The following is a 22,747-nucleotide window of genomic DNA, read 5'->3' as shown; positions in this document are numbered from 1 at the left end:
GGGCCGGTGGCCCGGCGAGGCTTCGCAACGCGGCGCATGGCCTTTTTGGCCGCAACCCGAAGGGAATGGGTTGAAAACAGCGCCCCTCGTCGTTGCACTCCTAGGCCAGGCGTCCAGCCAGGCCGTCGTCGCGCGCCTGGATGGGCGCTGTTTTCAACCCATTCGCACTTGGAAAAACAGTGTGAACAGGCCCCAAGCTGAATGGATCCTTCCATGAGCGATGCTCCCGAGGCCAGCTGGCACACCGAAGACACACACCAGGTGCTGCGGCTCAGCGGCGAATGGCGCGGACACCGCGGCACCTTGCCCGAACCCATTTCCACCGACGGCGCTGGCCCTGTGCGCGTGGACGCGACCGGGCTGCGCTCGTGGGACGCGCCGCTGGCAGCAGCGCTGTGGCAGCAGCTCGAACCGTTCGCGCGCCAGCAGGTCGACGTGGACCTGCACGGCCTGCCCGAGGGCTTCCAGCAGGTATTGGCCCTGGCGCTGGACGCGGCGCCGACCGCACCCCCGTCCACCACCCAGCGCCCGGGCCGCATCGCCGCCCTGGGGGCGAGGGTCACGGCCGCGATGGGGTTGCGCCGCAAGACGCTGGGCTTCGTGGGCGAGGTGCTGTTGTCGATCGGCCGCTGGCTGCGCGGCCGCAGCGACATGCGCGCGGCCGACCTGATGTGGCAGATCGAACAGACCGGGCCGCGCAGCCTGCCCATCGTCGCGCTGGTGTGTTTCCTGGTTGGCCTCATCGTGGCCTACATGGGGGCCTCGCAGCTTCAGCGCTTTGGCGCACAGACCTACATTGCCGACCTGGTCACCATTGGCGTGGTGCGCGAGGTGGCGGCCTTGCTCGTGGGCATCGTGCTCGCCGGCCGGGTGGGCGCGGCCTTCGCGGCGCAGATCGGCAGCATGCGCGCCAACGAGGAGGTGGACGCTTTGGCCACGATGGGTGTGAACCCGATCGACTTCCTGGTGTTGCCGCGCGTGCTGGCGCTGCTCATCGTCGGGCCCATGCTCACCGCCTTTGGCGCCGTGGTCGGCATGCTGGTGGGCTGGTTGGTGGCCGTGGGCATCTTCGGCGTGACGCCGCTGGAGTACGTGTACGCCAGCTTCGATGCCATGACGCTGACCCATGTGCTGGTGGGCCTGTTCAAGGGTACCGTGTACTCGGTGCTGGTCGCCCTGGCGGGCTGCCTGCAAGGCATGTCGGCCGGGCGCAGCGCGCAGGCCGTGGGCGATGCCACCACCGCATCGGTGGTACAAGCCATTGTCTGGATCGTCGTGGCGGCTTCCATGCTTACGGTGGTGTTTCAACGTCTGGATATCTAGGAAACCGCAAGCGCTAAAAATCCCATGCAGGAACCCGTGAACCCGCCCACCGCCACACCGCCCGCGCCCAACGGCCAGGAGCCGCTCGTGCGCGTGGAAGGCCTGACCATGGCCTTTGGCCGCAACGTGGTCCAGCGGGACCTCAACTTCGATATCCGGCCCGGCGAAGTGCTGTCGATCGCCGGGGGCAGCGGCTGCGGCAAGAGCACGCTGCTGCGCCACCTCATTGGCCTGCAGGCGCCCGCCAAAGGCCGGGTGCTGTATGGCCAGAGCGATCTCTACGCGGCCGATGAAGACGAGAAGACCGCGCTGCTGCAGAACTTCGGCGTGATGTTCCAGGCCGGCGCACTGTGGAGCAGCATGACCGTGGGCGAGAACGTGATGCTGCCCATGCAGGTGTTGACCGACATGGGCGAAGCGCAACGCGAACAGGCCGCGCGTTTCAAACTGGCCCTGGTGGGCCTGGCGGGCAACTTTGACACCGAGCCCTCCGCCTTGAGCGGCGGCATGCGCAAGCGCGCCGCCATCGCCAGGGCACTCGCACTCGACCCGCCGCTGCTGTTTCTGGACGAACCCTCCGCCGGGCTGGATCCGTTGACCTCGGCGCACCTGGACGAACTCATCATGCATTTGCGCGACGACCTGGGCACCACCGTGGTGATGGTGAGCCACGAGCTCGACAGCATCTTCGCGCTGGCCGATCGCCTGCTGTTTCTGGACGCGCAGACCAAGACCATGACGGCGCTGGGCCCGCCCAAGGAACTGCGGCGCAGCGGACCCGAAGAAGTCCAACATTTCCTGCGGCGCGGCGCCGCCGCACCGCAACAGGAGGAGCCCGCATGAAGCGCAAGGCCAACCCGACACTCATCGGCGCCTTCGTGGTCGCCGGCATCGCGTTGATCGCGGTGGCCATCATCACGCTGGCGGGCAGCAACTACTTCACGCGCACCGAGCGCACGGTGATGTACTTCAGCGGCTCGGTGTACGGCCTGCAGGTCGGTGCGCCGGTGGTGTTCCGCGGCGTGCGCGTGGGCAGCGTGGACTCCATCCAGGTGTCTTACGACCGTGAGAAGGACACCTTCTCGATCCCGGTGGTGGCCTCGCTCGATGCCGATACCTTGCGCGGCCTGGACGGCAAACAGCTCGATGCCGATGCAGGCCCGGCCTTGACCGCTCTCGTGCAGCGGGGCCTGACCGCGCAACTGTCCACGCAGAGCCTGCTCACCGGCCTGTTGTATGTCGATCTGGATTTGCGCCCCCAGCGCGCGAGCAGCAAGCGCGGCGACACCGGACACAATGCCACCGAGATTCCGACGACACCCACGGCCATCCAGGCCTTCCGCGATCAGCTCGAAGGCATCGACCTGCGCAAGATCACCGACGACATCTCGGCCATCGCCGCCTCGGCGCGCGCGGTGATTTCCGGTCCGCAGCTGAACCAGGCGCTGAGCGACATGGCGCAGATCACCGCCACGCTCAAGCGCGCGTCGGAGCGGCTGGACAAGCGCCTGGACCCCCTGGCCGACGAGCTGCAGCGCTCGCTTGTGTCCACCCGCACCGCGATGGACAGCATGAACAAGGCGGCCGGTTCGGTGAACCAGACGGCCGTGGGCGTGGGGCGCACGTCGGACCAGGTGGCCGAGATCCTGGCGCCCGACGCGCCCCTGGTGCAGAACCTGCAGCGCGCCGCCAATGAGGTGAGCCGCACGGCCGGCGCGCTGCGCGAAGCCACGTCGGGGGACTCCAACCTCATGGTCGGGGCCGACCGTGCGCTGGACGACCTGTCGCGCGCCGCGCGCGCCTTGCGCGACCTGGCCGAAGCGCTGGAACAACAACCCGATTCGCTCCTGCGGGGCAGAAAGGTGAACCCGGAATGAAGCGCCGCGACACATTGGCCGGACTCTGCCTGGCACCCTGGTTGCTGGCCGGTTGCGCCAGCGATGCGCCGCCCGCGCGCTGGTACGAACTGCGCGCGGAACCTCCGCAGCCCAAGCCCACGCCCCGCCCGGGCGATGGTGCGGTGTGGGAGGTGGCGAGCGTGGTGCGCCTGCCCGGCGCGCTGGACCGCGACACCCTGGTGGTGGCCAGCGGCGCCTCGATGGTGGTGCCGTTGGCGGGGCACCGCTGGGCCGAGCCGCTGCGCGAGAGCATCCCCAGCCGCCTGGTGGCCGACCTCGCCCTGTTGCGCGGTGAAGGCCTGGTCTGGCGCGCGCCCGTGCAGAGCGGCGTGGCGGTGGACAAGCGTTTGCGTGTGCAGATCGACGCCTTGATCGCCGACGCCGAACGTCGATCGCTGCACATGAAGGCGCGCTGGTGGTTGAGCGACGAGCGCGGCAACAAGGCAGCGCCCGCGATGGGCGAAGCGGATTTTCAGGTGCCGCTGGCCGACAACTCGGTGGACGCGCTGGCGGCGGGCCACCGTTTGGCGATCTGGCAGCTCGCCCAACGCATCGTGGGCGGCTGAGCGGCTGCCGGCGTCTCAGCCGAAGGTGGTATCGCTCGGCGCGTGGGCATCACCCATGTAGAGCTTGAGCACCGGGCCCTCGCCGTCGTGTTCCCACACGCGGCCGCGAACGTGGAACTGACGGCCACCCAGGCGCACCAGATCGCCCTTGGCGGGCGGCACTGCATGCCCGTGCCAGAAGTCGGGAACGGTGACAGGGGTGCGCCGAATCCAGGCCTGGTCTTCAGCGCTGAACACCATGAGGGTGCGCAAGGGAGAGGGGGTCATGTGAGCTCCTTGGACAGAGCGGCCTGGGGCCGGATAGGCCGCAGCTTAGCGCAAGCACCGCCGGCTTGATCTGGATCAAGTTCCATGGCAATTCGCCACTCAAGCACCGCCAGGGGGCGCCGAATCCATGGGCATCCTTTTCATCCCTTCGAGATGTCCCTTGCGCACCAACAGCCCCGTCACCCAGCGTGAACATGAACTCCCCGACAACGCGACGCTGATGTCGACCACCGACACGCGGAGCCACATCACCTATGCCAATGCGGCGTTCGTGAACGCGAGTGGTTTCTCGCTCGACGAGCTCCAGCAACAGCCGCACAACCTGGTGCGCCACCCGGACATGCCCCGGCAGGCCTTCGCCGACATGTGGGCGACGCTCCAGGGCGGCGAGCCATGGACCGGCCTGGTGAAGAACCGCCGCAAGAACGGTGACCACTACTGGGTGCTCGCCAACGCCACACCCGTCATCCGCAACGGCACAACGGTGGGCTACATGTCGGTGCGCACCCAGGCCACGCGCGACGGGGTTGCCGGCGCTGAAGCCTTGTACGCCGACATGCGCGCGGGCCGCGCTCGGCATCTGAAGTTCCACAAGGGCCTGTTGTTGCGCACCGGACCGATGGGCATCACGAACGCATTCAAAACCCTGCGTGTGCGCCACCGCATCCGCCTGCCGCTGGCGGTGTTGTGGGCGGGCCTGGTCGGCGGCGCGTGGGCGCTGGGCCTGCAAGGCCTGCCATGGGCCCCGTTCGCCGGCCTCTGTGCCGTGGGTGTGGGTCTGGCGGGGTGGTTTCTCGAATCCCAGTTGGCCGGCCCGCTCGAGGTCCTGCGCGCGCAGGCGCTGCGCGTGGCCACCGGCGATACGCGCAGCGTGGCGCACATGGACCGGGTGGATGAAATTGGCATGGCGATGCGCAGCATCAGCCAGTTGGGCCTGATGTTCCGCTGGCTGATCGATGACGTGAGCCAACAGGTGTTGACGGTGCAGTCGGCGGTGAGCGAGATCGCCCAGGGCAACAACGACCTGAGCCAGCGCACCGAGCAGGCCGCCGCCAGCCTGCAGCAGACGGCGGCCTCGATGGCGCAGATGAGCGCCTCCGTGCGGCAGAACGCAGAGACGTCGAGCCAGGCCAATCAACTCGCTGGCACCGCCAGCGAGGCCGCTGCGCGCGGCGGGCAGGCGGTGTCCCAGGTGGTGCAGACCATGGGCGAGATCACCGAGCGTTCGCGCAAGATCCACGACATCATCGGCGTGATCGACGGCATTGCGTTCCAGACCAACATCCTCGCCTTGAACGCCGCCGTCGAGGCTGCGCGCGCGGGCGAACAAGGGCGTGGCTTCGCCGTGGTGGCCGGCGAGGTGCGCGGGCTGGCCCGGCGCAGCGCCGAAGCGGCGAAGGAAATCAAGGCGCTGATCGGCGCCAGCGTGGGCAAGGTGGAAGCCGGCACGCGCCTGGTCGACGAAACCGGCAAGACCATGGAGGAGATCGTGCACCAGGTCCAGCGCGTGTCGGAACTCATCCAGCACATCAGCTCGGCCACCACCGAGCAAAGCAGCGGCATTCAGCAGGTGAGCCAGGCCGTGGTCCACCTCGACGAGGTTACCCAGCAGAACGCGGCCTTGGTGGAGCAGGGCGCCGCCGCTTCGCAAAGCCTGCAGCAGCAGACCCGGCGGCTGGTGGAGGCGGTGAGCGTGTTCCGTTGACGCGGAGTCAGCAGCCCGGGGTCAGTGCTCATCCGCGCTGATCAAGCCCTCTCGGATCGCCAGCCGCACCAGCGCCGGCACGTCGCCCACGCCGAGTTTGGCCATGAGGCGGCTGCGGTAGGACTCGACCGTCTTGGGCGACAGGTGCAGCTGTTCGCCAATGGCCACGCTGGTGAAGCCGCGCACCACGAACAGGATGACCTGCTGTTCCCGTGCCGAGAGGGTTTCGATGCCACCGGGTGGTGCGTCGTTCACGAGCGCGGTCACGGCCAGTTCGGTCACGCTGGTGCCGAGGTACTGGCGGCCGCTGGTCACCGCGTCCACCGCGGCCAGCACCTCGCGCGCGGGCGATCCCTTGAGCACGTAGCCGCACGCGCCCAGGCGCATGGCTTCGGCCACGTGGCGCGGTTGCGCCGACATGGTCAGCATGACGGTTCGGGTGCCCAGCTTTCGGCGGTGCAGCTGTTCCAGCAACTCCAGGCCCGAGCGCTGCTGCAGGTGCAGGTCGAGCAGCAGCACCGCGGGCGTCAACCGGGTCAGATCGGCCAGTGCGGGCGTGGGATGGTCCGATTCGCCCACCACGTGGTGCCCGGCTCCTTCGAGCACGGCGCGCAAGCCGTCTCGCATCATGGCGTGGTCGTCGACAAGGTAAATATCACTCATGGTGTGGCGGCGTGGCGCAATCGGTGTCTTGCGTATGACGTGTGGGCGATGGGGGGTGTGAGGATGCTTCCCAGGTGAGGGAGACCACGGTGCCGCCCTCGATCAGGCTGTTGGCGTGCAGGCGCGCGCCAATGGCCAGTGCCCGTTCGCGCATGCCCACGATGCCGAGGTGGCCGGGCCGGCCCGCGGCCATGTCGGCGTTCAGCCCCACCCCGTCGTCGGTCACGCTCAGGTGGAGCTGGTCGTTGTGGCCGTCCACGCGTAACACCACCGAGCGCGCGCCGGCGTGCAGCAGGGCGTTGGCCATGGCCTCGCGGGCCACCATGAACGCGGCATGCTCCACGTCGGCGGGCCAGCGCGTTCGCGCAACCAGCGGTGCCACCTCCAGGTGGAGCACCACGGGTTCGGCGTCCGCGGCGCGTGCGTGCACCTCGTGCCGCAGTGCGGCCTGCAGACCGTCTTCGTCCAGCAAAGGCGGGCGCAGCGCCACCAGCGCCTGCCGCACCTGCGCATTGGCCGTGTCGATCAATTGGCCCAGCGCGCGGCCGCGGTCTTTCAGTTTGGGCGTCAAGGGCTCGGGGATCATGTTGATCAGCGCATCGAACGACAGGCGCATCGCGCCCACCGTCTGGCCTAACTGGTCGTGCAAGGTCTGCGCGAGTTTGCGCGTGGTCTGTTTCTCCTGTTGCAGCAGCCGGTGCGTGAGCTCGGTCAGCGCGAGCTGGTGTTGCGCCAGCGCGCGCTCGGTGCGCACGCGCTCGGTCACGTCGCGCAGGATGGTGGTCACCATCCGGGTGCCGCGCACGGTCAGGTGCGAGACCGAGGCTTCGAGATCGAGCGCCTGTCCATTGGCCCGCACACCGGTGACCCGCCCGATGCCCATGGGGCCTGTCGATGTCGCACCGGGCCGCAGGAGGTCCAGGCGCGGCACCTGCGGCAGCAGCGTGTCCAGCGGCTGCCCCAGCATCGCGGATGCCGGGTGGCCGAAGATGTGCGCGGCCGCCGGGTTGAACTGGGTGATGCGCCCCGAGAGATCCACGCTGACGATGGCGTCGCTGGCGGAATTGATGGCCGCGCTCAGCAGCTGGCCCTGTTCCCGCAAGCGCTGCCGGTGCTCTTGCTGGCGCCGCGCCAGGTAGCCAGAGAGCCAGAACCCGGTGAAGGCGAGCAACACGGTGATGCTCCCGCCCCAGGCCAGCAGTTGGCGCCGGAGCCGTTGCACGGGCGCGAGCGCCGCGTCCACCGGTTGGAGCGCGCTGACCACGATGCGCTCGGACAAGAGCAGCAGAACGCACAGCAGCGCGAAAGCAATGGCCGTTGGGAACCATGGCAGCACCCAGGTCAGGACACGGTCCTGCGGCTTGTGGATCGTCATACCACCCCCTGTATTCTCTTCTTTGGAATCGCGCGCCCTCTTTGTGTGGCGCAGCGCCAGCGTATCAGAGCCGGCAGGGAGGGGGCGTGAAAAAGGCCCTGGCCATCCGGGTGCGCCGGGGGGCGTCAAGGGCGTAGTGGCGATCGTCACCGCCGTTTCAAATGCGCGCGCTACATTGCAACGGTCGCCCGTCCCATACCTGCACATGCCCGAAACCGTCATTTCCAACCCCCCACCGCCCGTGAGCTTCGTTCAAGCGCTGGCCTTCTGGCTCAAGCTGGGCTTCATCAGCTTCGGCGGGCCAGCGGGGCAGATCGCGATCATGCACACCGAGTTGGTGGAGCGCCGCCGCTGGATCAGCGAGAAACGCTTTCTGCACGCGCTGAACTACTGCATGCTGCTGCCCGGCCCCGAAGCCCAGCAACTGGCCACCTACATCGGCTGGCTGATGCACCGCACCTGGGGCGGCATCGTGGCGGGTGCATTGTTCGTTCTTCCTTCGCTGTTCATCCTCATCGGCCTGTCCTGGGTGTACTTGAGCTTCGGGGACGTGCCGGTGGTGGCCGGCATCTTCTACGGCATCAAGCCGGCGGTGACGGCGCTGGTGCTGCACGCGGCGCACCGCATCGGCACGCGCGCGCTGCGCAACCCGTGGATGTGGGGCATCGCCGCCGCCGCCTTCGTGGCCATCTTCGGCTTTGACACGCCGTTCCCCGCCATCGTGCTGGCGGCGGGCCTGATCGGCCACTTCGGCGCGCGGCGCTGGCCACAGGTGTTCGCGCTGGGTGGTGGGCACGGCGCGCAGGCGGCGGGCTTTGGCCGCGCCCTGATCGACGACGACACACCGACGCCAGCGCATGCGCGTTTTTCAAAACGCCATCTGGCGCGGGTGCTCGCGGCGGGGCTGGGTCTGTGGCTGCTGGGCATGGCGGCCTTGCTGCTCACGCAAGGCTGGCAAGGCACGCTCACGCAGATGGGCTGGTTTTTCACCAAGGCGGCGTTGCTCACCTTCGGTGGCGCGTATGCCGTGTTGCCTTACGTCTACCAGGGCGCGGTGGACACGCACCAGTGGCTCAGCGCCACGCAGATGATCGATGGCCTCGCGCTCGGCGAGACCACACCCGGCCCGCTGATCATGGTGGTGGCCTTCGTGGGCTTTGTCGGGGGATGGACGAAGGCGGTGCTGGGCCCGGATACGCTGTTTCTCGGGGCCACGCTGGCCGCGTGCGTGGTGACCTTCTTCACCTTCCTGCCCTCGTTCGTGTTCATCCTCGCCGGCGGCCCGCTGGTGGAGGCCACGCACGGCAGGCTGGGCTTCACCGCGCCGCTGTCGGCCATCACCGCCGCGGTGGTTGGCGTGATCCTCAACCTCGCGCTGTTCTTCGCGTACCACGTGTGGTGGCCGCAGGGTTTCGCGGGCGCGTTCGACGCACCCTCCGCGGCGATCACGCTGCTGGCCTTGGTGGCCTTGTTCCGCTTTCGGCTGGGCGTGATGCCGCTGCTGGGGCTGTGCGCGCTCGCGGGGCTGGCTTTGACGTTCCTGCCGCGTTGAACGCCGGACCGTCCCTCAGTCGATCTGGATCTTCGCGTCGCGCACGATGCGCGCGTAGGTCGCGATCTCTTTGGTGATGTAGGGCGCGAACTGCGCCGGCCCCATCGGCGCGGCGACGAAGCCTTGCCCACCGAGCCGTTCGGCCACCAGCGACGAACGCATGGCCTTGGCCGTCTCCTCCGTCAGCCGTTTGGCCACTGCCTCGGGCAGCTTGCCCGGCGCCCACAGGCCGTACCAGGTCACCATCTCGAAGCCTGGAATGCCGGACTCGGCCACCGTGGGCACCTTGGGCATGCTGGGCAGGCGCGCCTTGGTCGTCACCGCCAGCGCCTTGAGCTTGCCGCTGGCGATGTGCGGAGCGGTGGAGGGCAGGGCGTCGATGATCACGCTGATCTGCCCGCCGAGCAGGTCGTTCAGCGCGGCGGCGGTACCGCGGTACGCCACGATGGGCATCTCCAGCTTGCCGCCGAACTTGATGGCTTCGAGCGACACATGCATGGGCGAGCCGATCGCCGAGGTACCCAGGCTGAAGCCCTTCGGGTTGGCGCGCGCGGCGTCCAGGAACTGCTGCAGGTTCTCGGCGGGCACGCTGGGGTGCGCGGCCACCACCATCGGCACGGAACCGAGGAACGAGACCGGCGTGAAGTCCGTGACCACGTCGTACGGCACCTTGCGCACCATGAGCGGGTTGGCGATCAGCGTGGGCGATTGCACCAGCAGCGTGTAGCCGTCGGCAGGCGCCTTGGCCACCAGGTCGCTGCCGATGACGCCGCTGGCGCCGGCACGGTTGTCCACCACGAAGGGCTGGCCCATCTGCTCGGTGAGGCGCTGTGCGAGCACGCGCGCCACGAGGTCGACCGTGCCACCGGGCACGTAGGGCACGATGATGCGCACCGGGCGGTTGGGGTAGGTCTGGGCGTGGGCCACGACGCTGGTCGCGGCGATCAAGGTTGCGATGAGCGAACCGATCCATCTTTTCATGGTGTATGTCTCCTGGGTGTGTGGGTGGGGTCAGCAGCAGGGCATCTTCAGGAGCCGCAGCGCGTTCCCGAAATAGATGCCCTCGCGGTCTTCCTGCGAAAGGTTCAGCGAGTCGATGGCTTCGGGAATGGTGCGGATGAACATGGGACCGCCTTCGGGGTCGAAGGGGCAGTCCGACGCAAACACCACCTGCTTCGCGCCGAAGAATTCCAGCCCGCACTGGATGCCGGCGCGCCCGCCGGCGAGCGCGGTGTCGGCGTAGAACATGCGGAAGTAATCGATCGGGCGCTTGGCCATGCTTTTGAGCAGGCCTTCGTAGTCTTCGTCGGAGGTGCGGCTGCCGAACTGGTCCAGGCCGGGGCCGACGCGGCCGTCGAAGAACGGGATCATCGCTCCCATGTGGTGGGTGATCACGCGCAACGCGGGCAGCTTGTCGAAGAAGCCGGAGAACACCATGCGCGTCATGGCCGCGCTGGTTTCGTAGGGCCAGCCGAAGGTCCACCAGATTTCGAACTTCGACTTCGTCTCCGACGCGTAGTCCGGCATGTTGGCGCCGCGCGCCGGGTGCATCCAGACCGGCACGTCGTAGGTCTTCACGGCGGCCTCGAAGATCGGCCAGAACTCGGGCTCGTCGAGCGGGCGGCCGTTGACGTTGGTGAACACCTGGATGCCACGCGCGCCCAGGGTGTTGATCGCGTATTCCATCTCCTCCAGGCAGGCGGCCGGGTTGTTCATTGGCAGCGAGGCCACGAAGGCGGGGAACTTGTCGGGGTGTTGGTCGCGGATCTTCGCCATCTCTTCGTTGGCCAGGCGGGCCAGCGCGGGCGAGTCGTCGGGCCCCGCGATCATTTCGATGGGCGGGTTCGAGAGCGTGAGGATCTGCTGGTACTCGGGGAAGCCTTCCATCATCTTCAAGCGCGCGTCCAGGTCGTAGAGCACGGGGATGGTCAGCCAGCGCTTGATGGCGCCCTTGTCCTTCGCGAGCTCGGCCATGCGCTCGAAGTACTTGCGCGGGAGGATGTGGGCGTAACTGTCGATCTTTCGCATGGGTCGTTGTTTCCCGCTATTCACCATTTGGAGAATTATAGGGAAAAGAAAAGGGGCGAAAGCCCCTGGTTTTCCCTGCCTCCTCCGAGGGATCGGCTACACGAGCACGAACGCGGACACCACCTCGGTAATGTGGGCAAGCCGCTGTGTGAGCTGCTTGGGCGACTTGAAGTCGCGGTTGAAACCGGCCGAGAGCGTGTGGATGTTCGACAGGTAGAAGTACGCGCAGCCGGCGATGGTGATGTAGAGCTGCACCGGGTCGATGCCGGCGCGGAACAGGCCTTCCTTCTGGCCGCGCTCGAGGATGTCGCCCAGCGACTGCACCAGCGGCGAGTTGAGCTCGCGAATGCGTTTGGAGCCGTGCAGGTGGCGCGCGAGGTGCAGGTTCTCGCTGTTGAGCAGCGTGATGAATTCGGGGTGGGCGATGTAGTAGTCCCAGGTGAATTCCACCAGGCGGCGCAGCGCGATCAGCGGCGCCATGCCCTGCAGGTCCAGGTAGAGCTGCGCGTCGCGGATCTCCGCGTACACGCTCTCCAGCGCGGCGGCGAACAGGCCGTCCTTGTCCTTGAAGTAGTAGTAGACGAGCTTCTTGTCGACCGCCGCCTTTTCGGCGATGCGCTCGACGCGGGCGCCCCCGAGTCCGGCGCGCGCGAACTCCTCGCGCGCGGCCACCAGGATGGCCGCCCTGGAGCGTTCGGGGTCTCTGATCTTGGGCTCGCTGGCGGCCTTTTTGGCGGTCACGGGGCAGGTCCTTGTGGCGGGGTGGAATGGGGCGGCGCGTGTGGGCCGAGAGCGTACCCGAACCGCCAGGCGGGACCGGTGTCGCCCTTCGGCATGGCGCCGCCGGACCGTGTCCTTAATTCATCTATTGGTGAATACCGGGCGGCCGCGAACCTCAGGCGGTCGCCGCTGCCTTCAACCCCAGCTTCTTCATCATGGCCTCGCGCAGCAGAAATTTCTGGATCTTGCCGGTGATGGTCATGGGGAAGGCATCGACGAACTCGATGTAGGCCGGCACCTTGTAGTGCGCGATCTCACCGCGCGCGAAGTCCTGCAGCTCCTGCGCGGTGGCTTTCTCGCCGGCCTTGAGCACCACGCAGGCGCACAGCACCTCGCCGTAGCGCGCGTCGGGCACGCCGACCACCTGCACGTCCTGCACCTTGGGGTGGCGGTAGTAGAACTCCTCGATCTCGCGCGGGTACACGTTCTCGCCGCCACGGATCACCATGTCTTTCAGGCGGCCGACGATGTTCACGTAGCCCTCGGCGTCCATGGTGGCCAGGTCGCCGGTGTGCATCCAGCTCTCGGGGTCAATGGCTTCGCGGGTTTTCTCCGCGTCGTCCCAGTAGCCCTGCATCACCGAATAGCCACGCGTGCACAACTCGCCCACCAGGCCGCGCGGCACCACGCGGCCTTCGGTGTCGATGATCTGCACTTCCAGGTGCGGCTGCACGCGGCCCACGGTGGACACGCGCCGGTCCACCGGGTCGTCCACCGCGCTCTGCGTCGACACAGGTGAGGTCTCGGTCATGCCGTAGGCGATGGTCACCTCGCGCATGTTCATCTGCGATTGCACGCGCTTCATCACCTCGATCGGGCAGGGCGATCCGGCCATGATGCCGGTGCGCAGGCTGCTCAAATCGGTGGCTGCGAACTGCGGGTGGTCGAGCACAGCGATGAACATGGTCGGCACGCCGTAGAGCGCGGTGCAGCGCTCGGCCTGCACCGCTTGCAGCACGGCGCCGGGGTCGAACGCTTCGGACGGGTACACCATCGCACAGCCATGCGTGACGCAGGCCAGGTTGCCCATCACCATGCCAAAGCAGTGGTAGAGCGGCACGGGGATGCACAGGCGGTCCTCGGGCGTGAGGCGGATCGCTTCGCCGACGAAGAAGCCGTTGTTCAGGATGTTGCGGTGCGTGAGCGTGGCGCCCTTGGGGAAGCCGGTGGTGCCCGAGGTGAACTGTATGTTGATCGGGTCGGTGGCCGCGAGCCGGGGGCCGATGGAGGCGAGCTGGGCGCGGTGCGTTTCACCGGCCTGGGCGGGCAGATCGTCGAAGTTCAGCATGCCGGGCGTCTTGTCGCTCCCGAGGCGGATGGCCCAGCGCAGGTGCGGCAGCGCTTGCGCGTGCAGTGCGCCCGGCGTGCTGGTGTCCAGCTCTGGTGCCAGGCCGCGCAGGATCTCGATGTAGTTGCTGGTCTTGAGCGCGGGCGCGAGCACCAGCGCCTTGCACGACACCTTGTTGAGCGCGTAGGCCAGCTCGTTGCCGCGGTAGGCCGGGTTGATGTTGACCAGCACCAGCCCGGCGCGCGCGGTGGCGAACTGCATCAGCGTCCATTCGGCGCAGTTGGGCGCCCAGATCCCCACGCGGTCGCCGGGCTGCAGATCCAGCGCCAGCAGGCCGGCGGCCACGGCGTCGCTGCGCTGCAGCAGCTCGCTCCAGGTCCAGCGCACGCGCTGGTGCGGGATCACCAGGGCCTCGCGTGTGCCCCATTGCCGGGCCGCGCGGGCCAGGGCCTCGCCGATGGTGATTTCGTGCAGGGCGGGGCTCTGTGGGCCCTGGGAATAGGACGGGGTGGAGGGTTCGCTGTTCATGTCTTCCGGTGTGGGGTCGTGGTGGTCCATCGACCATCATGAACGCCTTGGTTCGCGCCCACACGTTCGGGATTTCCCTGAGGGTCGGGTGTTCCATTCCAGTACGATGCGCTGCCCGAATCACCCACCCTCCACCGGAGACCTTCCCGCATGAACACCCGCCTGGAAATCGACGACGTGGATGTCCTCGTGGAAGGCGAAGGCCCGCACACCGTGGTCATGCTGCACGGCTGGCCCGACACCCCCGCGCTGTGGGACGACACGGTGGCCGCCCTGCGCAACGGTTACCGCTGCGTGCGTTTCTGCCTGCCGGGCTACGACCTGAGCAAACCGCCGCGTCCGATGTCGGTGGCCGCCGTGAACGGCCTGATCCGCAAGATCGTCGATGCCGTGAGCCCGCACGAGCCGGTCACCTTGTTGCTGCACGACTGGGGCTGCTTGTTCGGCTACGAGTTCGCCGCGCGCCATGCGGACCGCGTCGCGCGCGTGGTGGGCGTGGACATCGGCGACACCAGTGCCGGTGTCTACCTCAGAAGCCTCAGCGGCAAGCAAAAACGCATGATCGCGGGTTACCAGATCTGGCTGGCGGTGGCCTGGAAGCTCGGCCGCTGGCTGCCCGGACTGGCCAACCGCATGACGCGGCACATGGCGCGCAAGATGGGTTGCCGCAATCCGCCCGAGCACATCACCTGGCAAATGAACTACCCCTACGCCATGGGCTGGTTCGGCGAGCAGGGCGGCCTGCGTGGCGTGGCACGGGTGGACAAGCTGCTGGGCATCAGCATGCCCGCGCTCTACATCTACGGTCGGCGCAAACCCTTCATGTTCCATTCCGAGGCCTGGGTGGCGCAACTCACCCAGGCCCCAGGCTGCGAGGTGCTCGCGCTGGACACCGGCCACTGGGTGATGCGCCAGAAACCGCTCGAATTCAACGCCTGCGTGCGGGCGTGGCTCGACACATCCACATCTTCAAGCGCCGTATGAAACCGGAAGACCTGGAGCGCCTGCTCACGGTGGAGATGCCTTATGGCAAATACAAGGGGCGTTGCATTGCCGACCTGCCGGGCAACTACCTGAACTGGTTCGCGCGCAAGGGGTTTCCGCCGGGCGAGATCGGGCGTTTGCTGGCGTTGATGCATGAGATTGACCACAACGGGTTGGGGGAATTGCTCACGCCGTTGCGGCGGTTGCGTTGAGCAGCCCAGAGACACTTACTACTTTTTCGCTGGCGTGCTGGTCATGACCAAGTATTTTCCGCCCTGCTCATCCGTTTCATGAATGCGCGGATGTAGCAAAACCTCGCCGGATTGGACGCGGAGACAGTAGGCATGGACCGAGAACACATAGGTTTTTCCACCTCGGAAGTCGAAAACCGCGTCGCTACTCATGAAGCCTTGACCAAAAGAACCCGCGTAGGTGCTCCAACCAGCCTGCCTCACTGGCATAACGGTTCCGACCGGCGGGAAGATCTCTGGGACCTTGTCGCGTTGGTGTGGCAGATGACACAGGCGTTGTGCGCTAACGGCGTACTTGCCAGGTTTGATCTTCGCGACGGCATATTGGCCTGGGATGGTTTCAAGCGGTGCCGTCGCCCCCTCGATGACAAGAGCGGTCGTGAAGATGACGCCTCTATCCCGTTTGTTCGGAACGACCCACGGTCTCTGTGCACGACATACACAACGGTCTCGCTTGCGTCCGACGGCGTGACTGGCAGCTGAAAACTCGCTGCAGCCGATTGCTTGTCGGAAGGGACTTGAACGACTTCGGAAACGCTCACGCACCCCGCGAGAGAGAGCAACGTCAAAGCGGTTGCAATCGTGTTCCTTTTCATTTTTTTTCATTTTTTTCATTTCCATTCCCTCTTTGGTTGGATGTTTGCATTCGGCAAAGCACATCCACACCAAGGTGTCTTTGGCGTCGCCGCCATAGGTGCCCGATGAGCCGTTTTGCTGCGCGGCACATTCCGATGGCCAGCCAATATCAAAGCGCTGTTGCTTGAGGCTCAGAAAAGCACATGTACACCCAGGTGCCCTTGGAATCGCCCCGGTATGCGCCAGATGCGCCGTCTTGCTGCGCTGCCAGCGCGCTGAATTGCCAGGCTTCGTCCTGTGTGCAATTCACCGCGCGTGTGATCCATCGTTCGATGCCCAGCTCTTGGCCGAGCGTGTGGATATGTTGAGCGGCGCGGCGCAAGGGCTGCGGTACCGAGGGGTGGTCCCATCCCCAGAGGAAGCTATTGTTCTTTGTGTTGTAGGTGCCTATCACTTGCACAGCGGCTTGCACCACGCGGCCATCTGCGAAGGTCCAGCGCAACCAACCTTCGTTCATGTCGAGGTTCCAGTTGGACTCGTTGCCTAGGCCCCATGCTTCACTGTGCTTGATGGTTTGGTTTTTCAGCCAAATCAGCGCGGTCGACAGGTGGTGGGCATCGGGGGAGTGATAGGCCGCGCTAGGTTCCGAAACACTGAGCAATCCACCGAGCAGGTTAGCCACGGGGGTGGGTTCGCTGGGTTCGGCGACGCCATCATCTTCGTCGTAGTCAGCAGGCTTGTTGTAGTCGTACTCGATGTTGAACGTGCTGTCTGGATACAGCGTGAAGGTCAGACCCCAGATGCGTCGTCCTGTGGCTTGGAGGTGGTGATCTCGGAGGAATAGTTTGGCGCGTGAAGCTTCACCCAAAGTATTGGAAGGAAATCTGTCGTTCTTAACCACAACCTCCTTCGATTGACGCGCATAACTTGTCGAGGTCATGCGGTCGTAGATTGCGGCGTGTGAGTAAGCTGAATCCCAGGCGTCGTCAGCTACATACTCGAGTAGCTCATCTGTAAGAAGTCGATACGCCTCTTCGATAGTTTTCATCGCTTGCGTCCTATTGGTTAAAAACTTTCGGCGGCAGAGTTTCTTTGCCGATGACCTTCGCGCAGGCCTATGAGCTGCGCCCGGGCATCGCGCTGTCGGCCGATCAGATGGTCGCGCTCACGAGCGACATCGTCTGGCTCGTGCTGGAAGACGTCACCCTGCCCGATGGAAGGACCGAGAAAGCCCGGGTGCCGCGCGTCTACCTCGCACCCCGAGCGGGCGACCTGGCCCCCAGCGGCGCGCTGATCGCGGGCAGCGAGGTGCGCATCCACATGAGCGGCGATGTTCTGAACAGCGGCACCATCGCCGGGCGGCAGCAGGTGCAGATCGATGCCGCTCGCGACATCAGCCACAGCGGCAAGACCACCACGCAGGGCACAGCAGCCCTGAGCGCAGGGCGCGACATCGCTATCGCAGGCGGCGAGATCGCCGCAAAGGACGCCATCGTGCTCGATGCCGGGCGTGATCTGAATATCGCCAGCACCACCCGCACCACCACGACCACCACTTCCAACGGCGCCGGCACCAGCACCTACGAGCGCACCGGCATCGACCGCCAATCACCGCGAGATTGTGCGCAAGAGACAGTTGCAAGCCGAACTCGCGCAATGCATCACCAGCAACTGCGTGGACGACAAGACAACGGCCATCCAGGCGCTGAACGAGCTCGACAGCCAACGCCACCGTGAACTGGCGGCGGCCTGTCAGGTGCCGAGCTCCAATGCCTGCCGAACCTTGCAGCAGGAAGTGCGCAGCTTTGCGGCAGAACTGGTCAAGGTCGGCGCCGTGGATGTGATCGTAGGTGCTGACGGCAAACACACCCTGAACCAAGCGATAGGCACATTCGACCAGGGACGTCTGCTGGTTGAAACCGGAAAAGGCACAGTGGTGTCGATCGCACAAGGCTACGCGGACCTCTTCAACACCTTCGCGGATGCCGCCAAAGACCCTGCAGGTGCTGCCGCGCAACTCCAGCAAGAGGCCCAAGACATCAAGGAAGCCGTGGAGTGGGCGGCGCAGAACCCGGAGAAGTACAAGGAGATCGCGGCGAGCGCAAAGCAGCGGCTGCGTGACGACCTGGCCACTCCCGCTCCATCGCCCGCCATTCCCCCCGGTTCATTGTCGAATCCTGCGGCACGATATTGATCCTATCGCCCGCGCCACCGAGTGCAGCAGCGATCAGGTGACCGCCCTCATCACCCACTTCGCCGCACTTGCCTGCACAAGCTTGCTGGTAGCCATTGCGGTCCATCTTGGTCCGGTCGTTGAGTTCTGCACTCACCTCCTTCAGGCCCGCGTTCATGAGCGCGAGGAATTGGGCCTCGTCGTCGCGGTGGTCACCGAGGAAGCGCTGACCCGTCAACTGGCCGACCTGCTCGCGGATGAGGCGCTGCTCGTAGAAGCCATCCCCCAGGCGCTTGTGTTGCTGGTCCGCGTTGAAGGCCTTGAGCAGGTAGTCCGAGCCCAGCCACTGGCGGTGGTTGGCAAAGAGCGGGTCGGTTTCGACCAGGGTGCCGCTCTGCGGTGAGGCGGGCTGGAACAACGCGGTGCTCGGTGCCATGGCGGGAATGGCCTGCGCGCGCGCACGCTGGCGTTGTAGGCGTCGATCTTCTGGTCCAGCAGTTTCTGTTGTGCGAACTTCTGGCCGTTGTACTGGTTCATCTGCTCGCGCCATGCCCTTTGCGCGTCCCACTGCGCGGGCGAACAAGCGATGCTGTCGTTCTCACAGGCAGGGCCCGTGTACACGGGGGCCGCGCCGGGTGAGCTCACACCCAGGTGCCGCCAGATGGGGTGCTCGGGTGCGTAGGTGTCGCGCACGGTGGGATTGCAATCGCCGCCCGGACAGGGTTTGGTCGTGCTGCTGGGCTGCACCATGAACATGGCGGGATGGCCGCCGTAGGGCTCGGCCCACAGCGCGGCCAACGCGGGGTACTCGGTAAACGGGTATTCCGCGGAGGGCAACAGCACGGCATAACTCGGCTTGTCGTCGTAGTGGTCCAGGCCGGCGAAGGTCAGACCCAACTCCTCGGGCCGGTAGTCCACGCCGTTGTGGCGCAGGCGCAAATAGCGCTGCCCGGGCTGGGCCACCAGTTCGGTCTTGAAGTGGTCGTTGGCGTTGACCAGCACCGGGGTGGTGATGCTCAGAGCCCCCTGGGCTTCGATGCGCGCGGAGCGGTTCTCGATGCGCTCGCTGGCGTTGAGCACCATCTGGCCCAGGCTCAGGAGTTCGGCACCCTCGGTGTTGTGGATCTGGGCGGCGTGGATGGTGAGGGACTCGCGCGCGGCGATGACGCCACCGTCCTGGTTGTGCACGCTCGGGGCATCGATGCGGATGTGCTGGCCGTAGGCGCTGCCGTGGTTGATCAATTGGCCGTTGGGCAGCAGGGTGAGCTTGCCCTGGCTGGCGATCGTGCCGCGGTTGCTCACGCCCAGCCCGTCTTCGCTGCCCACCAGGAAGATGTGGCCGGCGTACATGCCGCCGGGCGAGATCACAACAAACGGCCTCTTCAAAGGGAATACTTCAAAGGCACTATTTGAGGCTGAGGAGGAGGGCCGGCGGGGCCTGTGGATGCGGCCTACGACAGAGGCGGAGGGCTCGCCGGCCGCGCTGGAAAACAAAAAAGCGACGCCGTGGCGTCGCTTTTCGTTCAGGGCCGTTGAGCCCGATCAGGCAAAGAACGACTTCGCCTTCTCGAACCAACCCTTGTCGTTCGGGCTGTGCTTGTGGCCGCCCTTCTTGAACGACTCGTCGAGTTCCTTCAACAGCTTGCGCTGGTGCTCGGTGAGCTTGATGGGCGTTTCCACCGCGACGTGGCAATACAGGTCGCCGGGGTAGCTCGAACGCACGCCCTTCACACCCTTGCCGCGCAGGCGGAAGGTCTTGCCGCTCTGCGTGCCTTCGGGCAGGTCGATGGTGGCCTTGCCGGCCAGCGTGGGTACGTCGATCTCGCCGCCGAGTGCGGCGGTGGTCATGCTCACCGGCACCTGGCAGTGCAGGTCGTCGCCCTCGCGCTCGAAGATGTCGTGCTTGCGCAGCCGCACTTCGATGTAGAGGTCGCCCGAAGGCCCACCGTTCTGGCCGGGTTCGCCGTTGCCGGTGCTGCGGATGCGCTGGCCGTCGTCGATGCCGGCGGGGATCTTGATCTCCAGCGTCTTCTGCTTCTTGATCTTGCCCTGGCCGTGGCACACGGTGCACGGGTCGGGAATGATCTTGCCCTGGCCATGGCAGGTGGGGCAGGTCTGCTGCACGCTGAAGAAGCCCTGGCGCATCTGCACCTGGCCTTGCCCGTGGCAGGTGGTGCAGGTCTTGGCGCTGGTGCCGGGCTTGGCGCCGGTGCCGCTGCAGGTTTCGCAGTTGTCCCAAGAGGGAATGCGGATCTGCGTTTCCTTGCCGGCCGCCGCTTCTTCCAGCGAAATTTCCATCGCGTAGGAGAGGTCCGCGCCGCGGTATACCTGACGCCCACCGCGCTGGCCGCCGCGTTGGCCGCCGAAGATGTCGCCAAAGATGTCGCCGAACGCATCGCCGAAGCCGCCAAAGCCTTCGGCGCCGCCCGCGCCAGCGCGCATGTTCGGGTCCACGCCGGCGTGGCCGTATTGGTCGTACGCCGCTTTCTTCTGCGGGTCCGACAGCATTTCGTAGGCCTCTTTGGCCTCCTTGAATTTTTCTTCGGCGGCCTTGGCCGCATCACCCTGGTTGCGGTCAGGGTGGTGTTTCATCGCCAGCTTGCGGTACGCCTTCTTGATCTCGTCGTCCCCGGCGTTCTTGGGCACGCCCAGCACTTCGTAAAAATCGCGTTTAGCCATGGTCTTTTGCGGTTCGTTTGGAGCACAAACGCCGCGTCAGGTTACCCGGACGCGGCGAATGCGGTGTGGAAGCAGGCTCCCGATCAGTCCTTCTTGACTTCCTTGACTTCGGCATCGACCACGTCGTCGTCGTTGGCCCTGCCATTGCCTTGTGCGGCGCCTTCGCTGGCGCCACCACCGGCGGCAGCGGCCTGCTCGGCCTGCGACGCTGCGTAGACCTTCTCGCCCAGCTTCTGGCTCGCGGTCATCAGCACTTCGGTCTTGGACTCGATGGCTTCCTTGTCTTCGCCCTTGGCGGCTTCTTCCACGTCTTTCAACGCGGCTTCGATGGCTTCCTTCTCGGCCGCTTCGAGCTTGTCACCGTGTTCGCCCAGCGACTTCTTCACGCTGTGCACCATGGCTTCGGCCTGGTTGCGGGCTTGCACGAGTTCGACCTTCTTCTTGTCGTCGGCGGCATTGAGCTCGGCGTCTTTCACCATTTGCTGGATCTCTTCTTCCGACAGACCCGAGTTCGCCTTGATGGTGATCTTGTTTTCCTTGCCGGTGCCCTTGTCCTTGGCGCCGACGTGCAGGATGCCGTTGGCGTCGATGTCGAACGACACTTCGATCTGCGGCATGCCGCGCGGCGAAGCGGGGATGCCTTCGAGGTTGAACTCGCCCAGCAGCTTGTTGCCCGAGGCGATCTCGCGTTCACCCTGGAACACCTTGATGGTCACGGCCGGCTGGTTGTCTTCGGCGGTCGAGAACACCTGCGCGAACTTGGTCGGGATGGTGGTGTTCTTCTGGATCATCTTGGTCATGACCCCGCCCATGGTCTCGATACCAAGGCTCAGCGGGGTCACGTCCAGCAGCAGCACGTCCTTGCGGTCACCCGAGAGCACCTGGCCCTGGATGGCGGCGCCCACGGCCACGGCTTCATCGGGGTTCACGTCCTTGCGTGGCTCCTTGCCGAAGAATTCCTTCACCTTTTCCTGCACCTTGGGCATGCGGGTCATGCCGCCGACCAGGATCACGTCGTGGATGTCCGAAGCGCTGATGCCGGCGTCCTTGATCGCGGTGCGGCAAGGCGCGATGGTGCGTTCGATCAGCTCTTCCACCAGGGCTTCGAGCTTGGCGCGCGTGAGCTTGATGTTCAGGTGCTTCGGGCCCGAGGCATCGGCGGTGATGTAGGGCAGGTTCAGGTCGGTCGCGGCCGAGCTGGAGAGTTCGATCTTGGCCTTCTCGGCGGCTTCCTTCAGGCGCTGCAGCGCGAGCACGTCCTTCGACAGGTCGACGCCTTGTTCCTTTTTGAACTCGCCAATGATGTAGTCGATGATGCGCTGGTCGAAGTCTTCACCGCCCAGGAAGGTGTCGCCGTTGGTGGAGAGCACTTCGAACTGCTTCTCGCCATCGACGTCGGCGATTTCGATGATGGACACGTCGAACGTGCCGCCGCCGAGGTCGTACACGGCGATCTTGCGGTCGCCCTTTTCCTGCTTGTCCAGGCCGAAGGCCAGGGCCGCGGCGGTGGGCTCGTTGATGATGCGCTTCACATCGAGACCGGCGATGCGGCCAGCGTCCTTGGTGGCCTGGCGCTGCGCGTCGTTGAAGTATGCGGGCACGGTGATGACGGCCTCGGTGACCGGCTCGCCCAGGTAGTCCTCGGCGGTTTTCTTCATCTTGCGCAGGATGTCGGCCGAGACTTGCTGGGCCGAGATCTGCTTGCCGCGCACTTCCACCCAGGCGTCGCCGTTGTCGGCGGCCACGATGGAGTAGGGCATCAGGTTGATGTCCTTCTGCACTTCCTTCTCGGTGAACTTGCGGCCGATCAGGCGCTTGATCGCGTACAGCGTGTTGCGCGGGTTGGTCACGGCCTGGCGCTTGGCGGACGCGCCGACCAGCACTTCGCCGTCTTCCTGGTAGGCCACGATCGAGGGCGTGGTGCGCGCACCTTCGGCGTTCTCGATCACCTTGGTGGTGTTGCCTTCCATGATGGACACGCACGAGTTGGTGGTGCCCAGGTCAATGCCGATGATTCGTCCCATTTTTTTGCTCCGATTCGAAAGATGAAAGTGTGTAAAACGATGTGGGAAAGATGTGGATAACCGGTGGGTATTTCAAGCCCGCCGTGT

At 65.8% G+C, this 22,747-nt stretch carries 21 protein-coding genes and 2 pseudogenes; 10 read left to right on the top strand and 13 right to left on the bottom strand.

Annotation, left to right across the window (positions count from 1 at the left end):
• Positions 1–213: 213 nt before the first annotated feature.
• Genes FFS09_RS15195 through FFS09_RS15180 form a run of 4 tightly spaced genes read left to right on the top strand, consistent with a single transcriptional unit; the run spans position 214 to position 3,787 of the window.
• Positions 214–1,323: an MlaE family ABC transporter permease gene (locus FFS09_RS15195; protein ID WP_252374377.1), complete on the top strand. Its 1,110-nt coding sequence runs from the start codon at positions 214–216 to the stop codon at positions 1,321–1,323.
• Between the two features lie 24 nt (positions 1,324–1,347).
• On the top strand, positions 1,348–2,166 hold the full coding sequence (locus FFS09_RS15190; RefSeq protein WP_137919734.1) for an ABC transporter ATP-binding protein: 819 nt from the start codon (positions 1,348–1,350) through the stop codon (positions 2,164–2,166).
• The gene (locus tag FFS09_RS15185; RefSeq protein WP_137919733.1) at positions 2,163–3,200 is read left to right on the top strand and encodes an MlaD family protein; all 1,038 of its coding nucleotides are present in this window, start codon (positions 2,163–2,165) and stop codon (positions 3,198–3,200) included. Before FFS09_RS15190 ends, FFS09_RS15185 begins: the two co-directional genes overlap by 4 nt.
• Positions 3,197–3,787, top strand: a complete 591-nt coding sequence (locus FFS09_RS15180) for a PqiC family protein (protein WP_137919732.1) — start codon at positions 3,197–3,199, stop codon at positions 3,785–3,787. Before FFS09_RS15185 ends, FFS09_RS15180 begins: the two co-directional genes overlap by 4 nt.
• A 15-nt stretch (positions 3,788–3,802) precedes the next feature.
• Here the strand turns inward: FFS09_RS15180 and FFS09_RS15175 are convergent, their stop codons facing one another.
• On the bottom strand, positions 3,803–4,054 hold the full coding sequence (locus tag FFS09_RS15175; protein ID WP_137919731.1) for a hypothetical protein: 252 nt from the start codon (positions 4,052–4,054) through the stop codon (positions 3,803–3,805).
• A gap of 160 nt (positions 4,055–4,214) precedes the next feature.
• On the opposite strand from FFS09_RS15175, the gene FFS09_RS15170 reads away from it, so the two are divergent.
• Positions 4,215–5,759, top strand: a complete 1,545-nt coding sequence (locus FFS09_RS15170) for a methyl-accepting chemotaxis protein (protein ID WP_252374376.1) — start codon at positions 4,215–4,217, stop codon at positions 5,757–5,759.
• A 21-nt stretch (positions 5,760–5,780) separates the two neighbouring features.
• On the opposite strand, the gene FFS09_RS15165 is transcribed toward FFS09_RS15170, so the two are convergent.
• Complete coding sequence (locus FFS09_RS15165; RefSeq protein WP_137919730.1) at positions 5,781–6,422, bottom strand: response regulator; 642 nt, start codon at positions 6,420–6,422, stop codon at positions 5,781–5,783.
• A complete protein-coding gene (locus FFS09_RS15160) occupies positions 6,415–7,797 on the bottom strand; it encodes a sensor histidine kinase (protein ID WP_171020038.1) in 1,383 nt (460 codons plus the stop codon). Before FFS09_RS15160 ends, FFS09_RS15165 begins: the two co-directional genes overlap by 8 nt.
• 205 nt (positions 7,798–8,002) lie before the next feature.
• On the opposite strand from FFS09_RS15160, the gene chrA reads away from it, so the two are divergent.
• Complete coding sequence (gene chrA, locus FFS09_RS15155) at positions 8,003–9,349, top strand: chromate efflux transporter (protein WP_137919728.1); 1,347 nt, start codon at positions 8,003–8,005, stop codon at positions 9,347–9,349.
• Positions 9,350–9,364: 15 nt separating this feature from the next.
• On the opposite strand, the gene FFS09_RS15150 is transcribed toward chrA, so the two are convergent.
• The 4 genes from FFS09_RS15150 to FFS09_RS15135 form a co-directional block, all read right to left on the bottom strand.
• Entirely contained in the window at positions 9,365–10,330 is a 966-nt protein-coding gene (locus FFS09_RS15150; RefSeq protein ID WP_137919727.1) for a Bug family tripartite tricarboxylate transporter substrate binding protein, read from the bottom strand.
• Positions 10,331–10,360: 30 nt separating this feature from the next.
• Entirely contained in the window at positions 10,361–11,377 is a 1,017-nt protein-coding gene (locus FFS09_RS15145) for an amidohydrolase family protein (RefSeq protein ID WP_137919726.1), read from the bottom strand.
• Between the two features lie 96 nt (positions 11,378–11,473).
• A complete protein-coding gene (locus FFS09_RS15140) occupies positions 11,474–12,118 on the bottom strand; it encodes a TetR/AcrR family transcriptional regulator (protein WP_137919725.1) in 645 nt (214 codons plus the stop codon).
• A 154-nt stretch (positions 12,119–12,272) separates the two neighbouring features.
• The gene (locus tag FFS09_RS15135; protein WP_137919724.1) at positions 12,273–13,973 is read right to left on the bottom strand and encodes an AMP-binding protein; all 1,701 of its coding nucleotides are present in this window, start codon (positions 13,971–13,973) and stop codon (positions 12,273–12,275) included.
• A 150-nt stretch (positions 13,974–14,123) separates the two neighbouring features.
• Here FFS09_RS15135 and FFS09_RS15130 point away from each other — a divergent pair, with 150 nt between their 5' ends.
• Together FFS09_RS15130 and FFS09_RS15125 are read left to right on the top strand one after the other, a co-directional pair.
• On the top strand, positions 14,124–14,957 hold the full coding sequence (locus FFS09_RS15130) for an alpha/beta fold hydrolase (protein ID WP_137919723.1): 834 nt from the start codon (positions 14,124–14,126) through the stop codon (positions 14,955–14,957).
• Complete coding sequence (locus FFS09_RS15125) at positions 14,954–15,169, top strand: DUF3820 family protein (protein WP_137919722.1); 216 nt, start codon at positions 14,954–14,956, stop codon at positions 15,167–15,169. Before FFS09_RS15130 ends, FFS09_RS15125 begins: the two co-directional genes overlap by 4 nt.
• Positions 15,170–15,187: 18 nt before the next feature.
• On the opposite strand, the gene FFS09_RS15120 is transcribed toward FFS09_RS15125, so the two are convergent.
• Positions 15,188–15,823: a hypothetical protein gene (locus tag FFS09_RS15120; RefSeq protein ID WP_137919721.1), complete on the bottom strand. Its 636-nt coding sequence runs from the start codon at positions 15,821–15,823 to the stop codon at positions 15,188–15,190.
• 130 nt (positions 15,824–15,953) lie between these two features.
• Entirely contained in the window at positions 15,954–16,832 is an 879-nt protein-coding gene (locus FFS09_RS15115; protein ID WP_137919720.1) for a DUF6882 domain-containing protein, read from the bottom strand.
• A gap of 50 nt (positions 16,833–16,882) precedes the next feature.
• Between FFS09_RS15115 and FFS09_RS15110 the strand changes: the two genes are divergently transcribed.
• The gene (locus FFS09_RS15110; protein WP_137919719.1) at positions 16,883–17,521 is read left to right on the top strand and encodes a hemagglutinin repeat-containing protein; all 639 of its coding nucleotides are present in this window, start codon (positions 16,883–16,885) and stop codon (positions 17,519–17,521) included.
• The gene (locus FFS09_RS31575) at positions 17,406–17,978 is read left to right on the top strand and encodes a DUF6862 domain-containing protein (protein WP_354595879.1); all 573 of its coding nucleotides are present in this window, start codon (positions 17,406–17,408) and stop codon (positions 17,976–17,978) included. Before FFS09_RS15110 ends, FFS09_RS31575 begins: the two co-directional genes overlap by 116 nt.
• On the opposite strand, the pseudogene FFS09_RS31570 reads toward FFS09_RS31575, so the two are convergent.
• The 4 genes and pseudogenes from FFS09_RS31570 to dnaK form a co-directional block, all read right to left on the bottom strand.
• Positions 17,971–18,084 (bottom strand): annotated as a pseudogene (locus tag FFS09_RS31570) (hypothetical protein); the annotation flags it as partial. The gene FFS09_RS31575 and the pseudogene FFS09_RS31570 overlap by 8 nt on opposite strands.
• A gap of 107 nt (positions 18,085–18,191) precedes the next feature.
• Positions 18,192–19,343 carry a hypothetical protein gene (locus tag FFS09_RS31130; protein ID WP_252374375.1) on the bottom strand — a complete coding sequence of 384 codons (1,152 nt, stop codon included), beginning with the start codon at positions 19,341–19,343 and terminating at the stop codon, positions 18,192–18,194.
• Positions 19,344–19,499: 156 nt separating this feature from the next.
• Positions 19,500–20,636, bottom strand: coding sequence for a molecular chaperone DnaJ (gene dnaJ / locus FFS09_RS15095; RefSeq protein WP_137919717.1), 1,137 nt, complete (start codon positions 20,634–20,636; stop codon positions 19,500–19,502).
• 83 nt (positions 20,637–20,719) lie between these two features.
• A pseudogene (gene dnaK, locus FFS09_RS15090) lies at positions 20,720–22,666 on the bottom strand (molecular chaperone DnaK); the annotation flags it as partial.
• Positions 22,667–22,747 lie beyond the last annotated feature (81 nt).

The sequence above is a fragment of the Hydrogenophaga sp. 2FB genome (assembly GCF_005503365.1).
Classification (GTDB): domain Bacteria; phylum Pseudomonadota; class Gammaproteobacteria; order Burkholderiales; family Burkholderiaceae_C; genus Hydrogenophaga.
The sequence above is the reverse complement of the archived record's forward strand: the minus strand, read 5'-3'. Positions and strand labels throughout refer to the sequence as shown.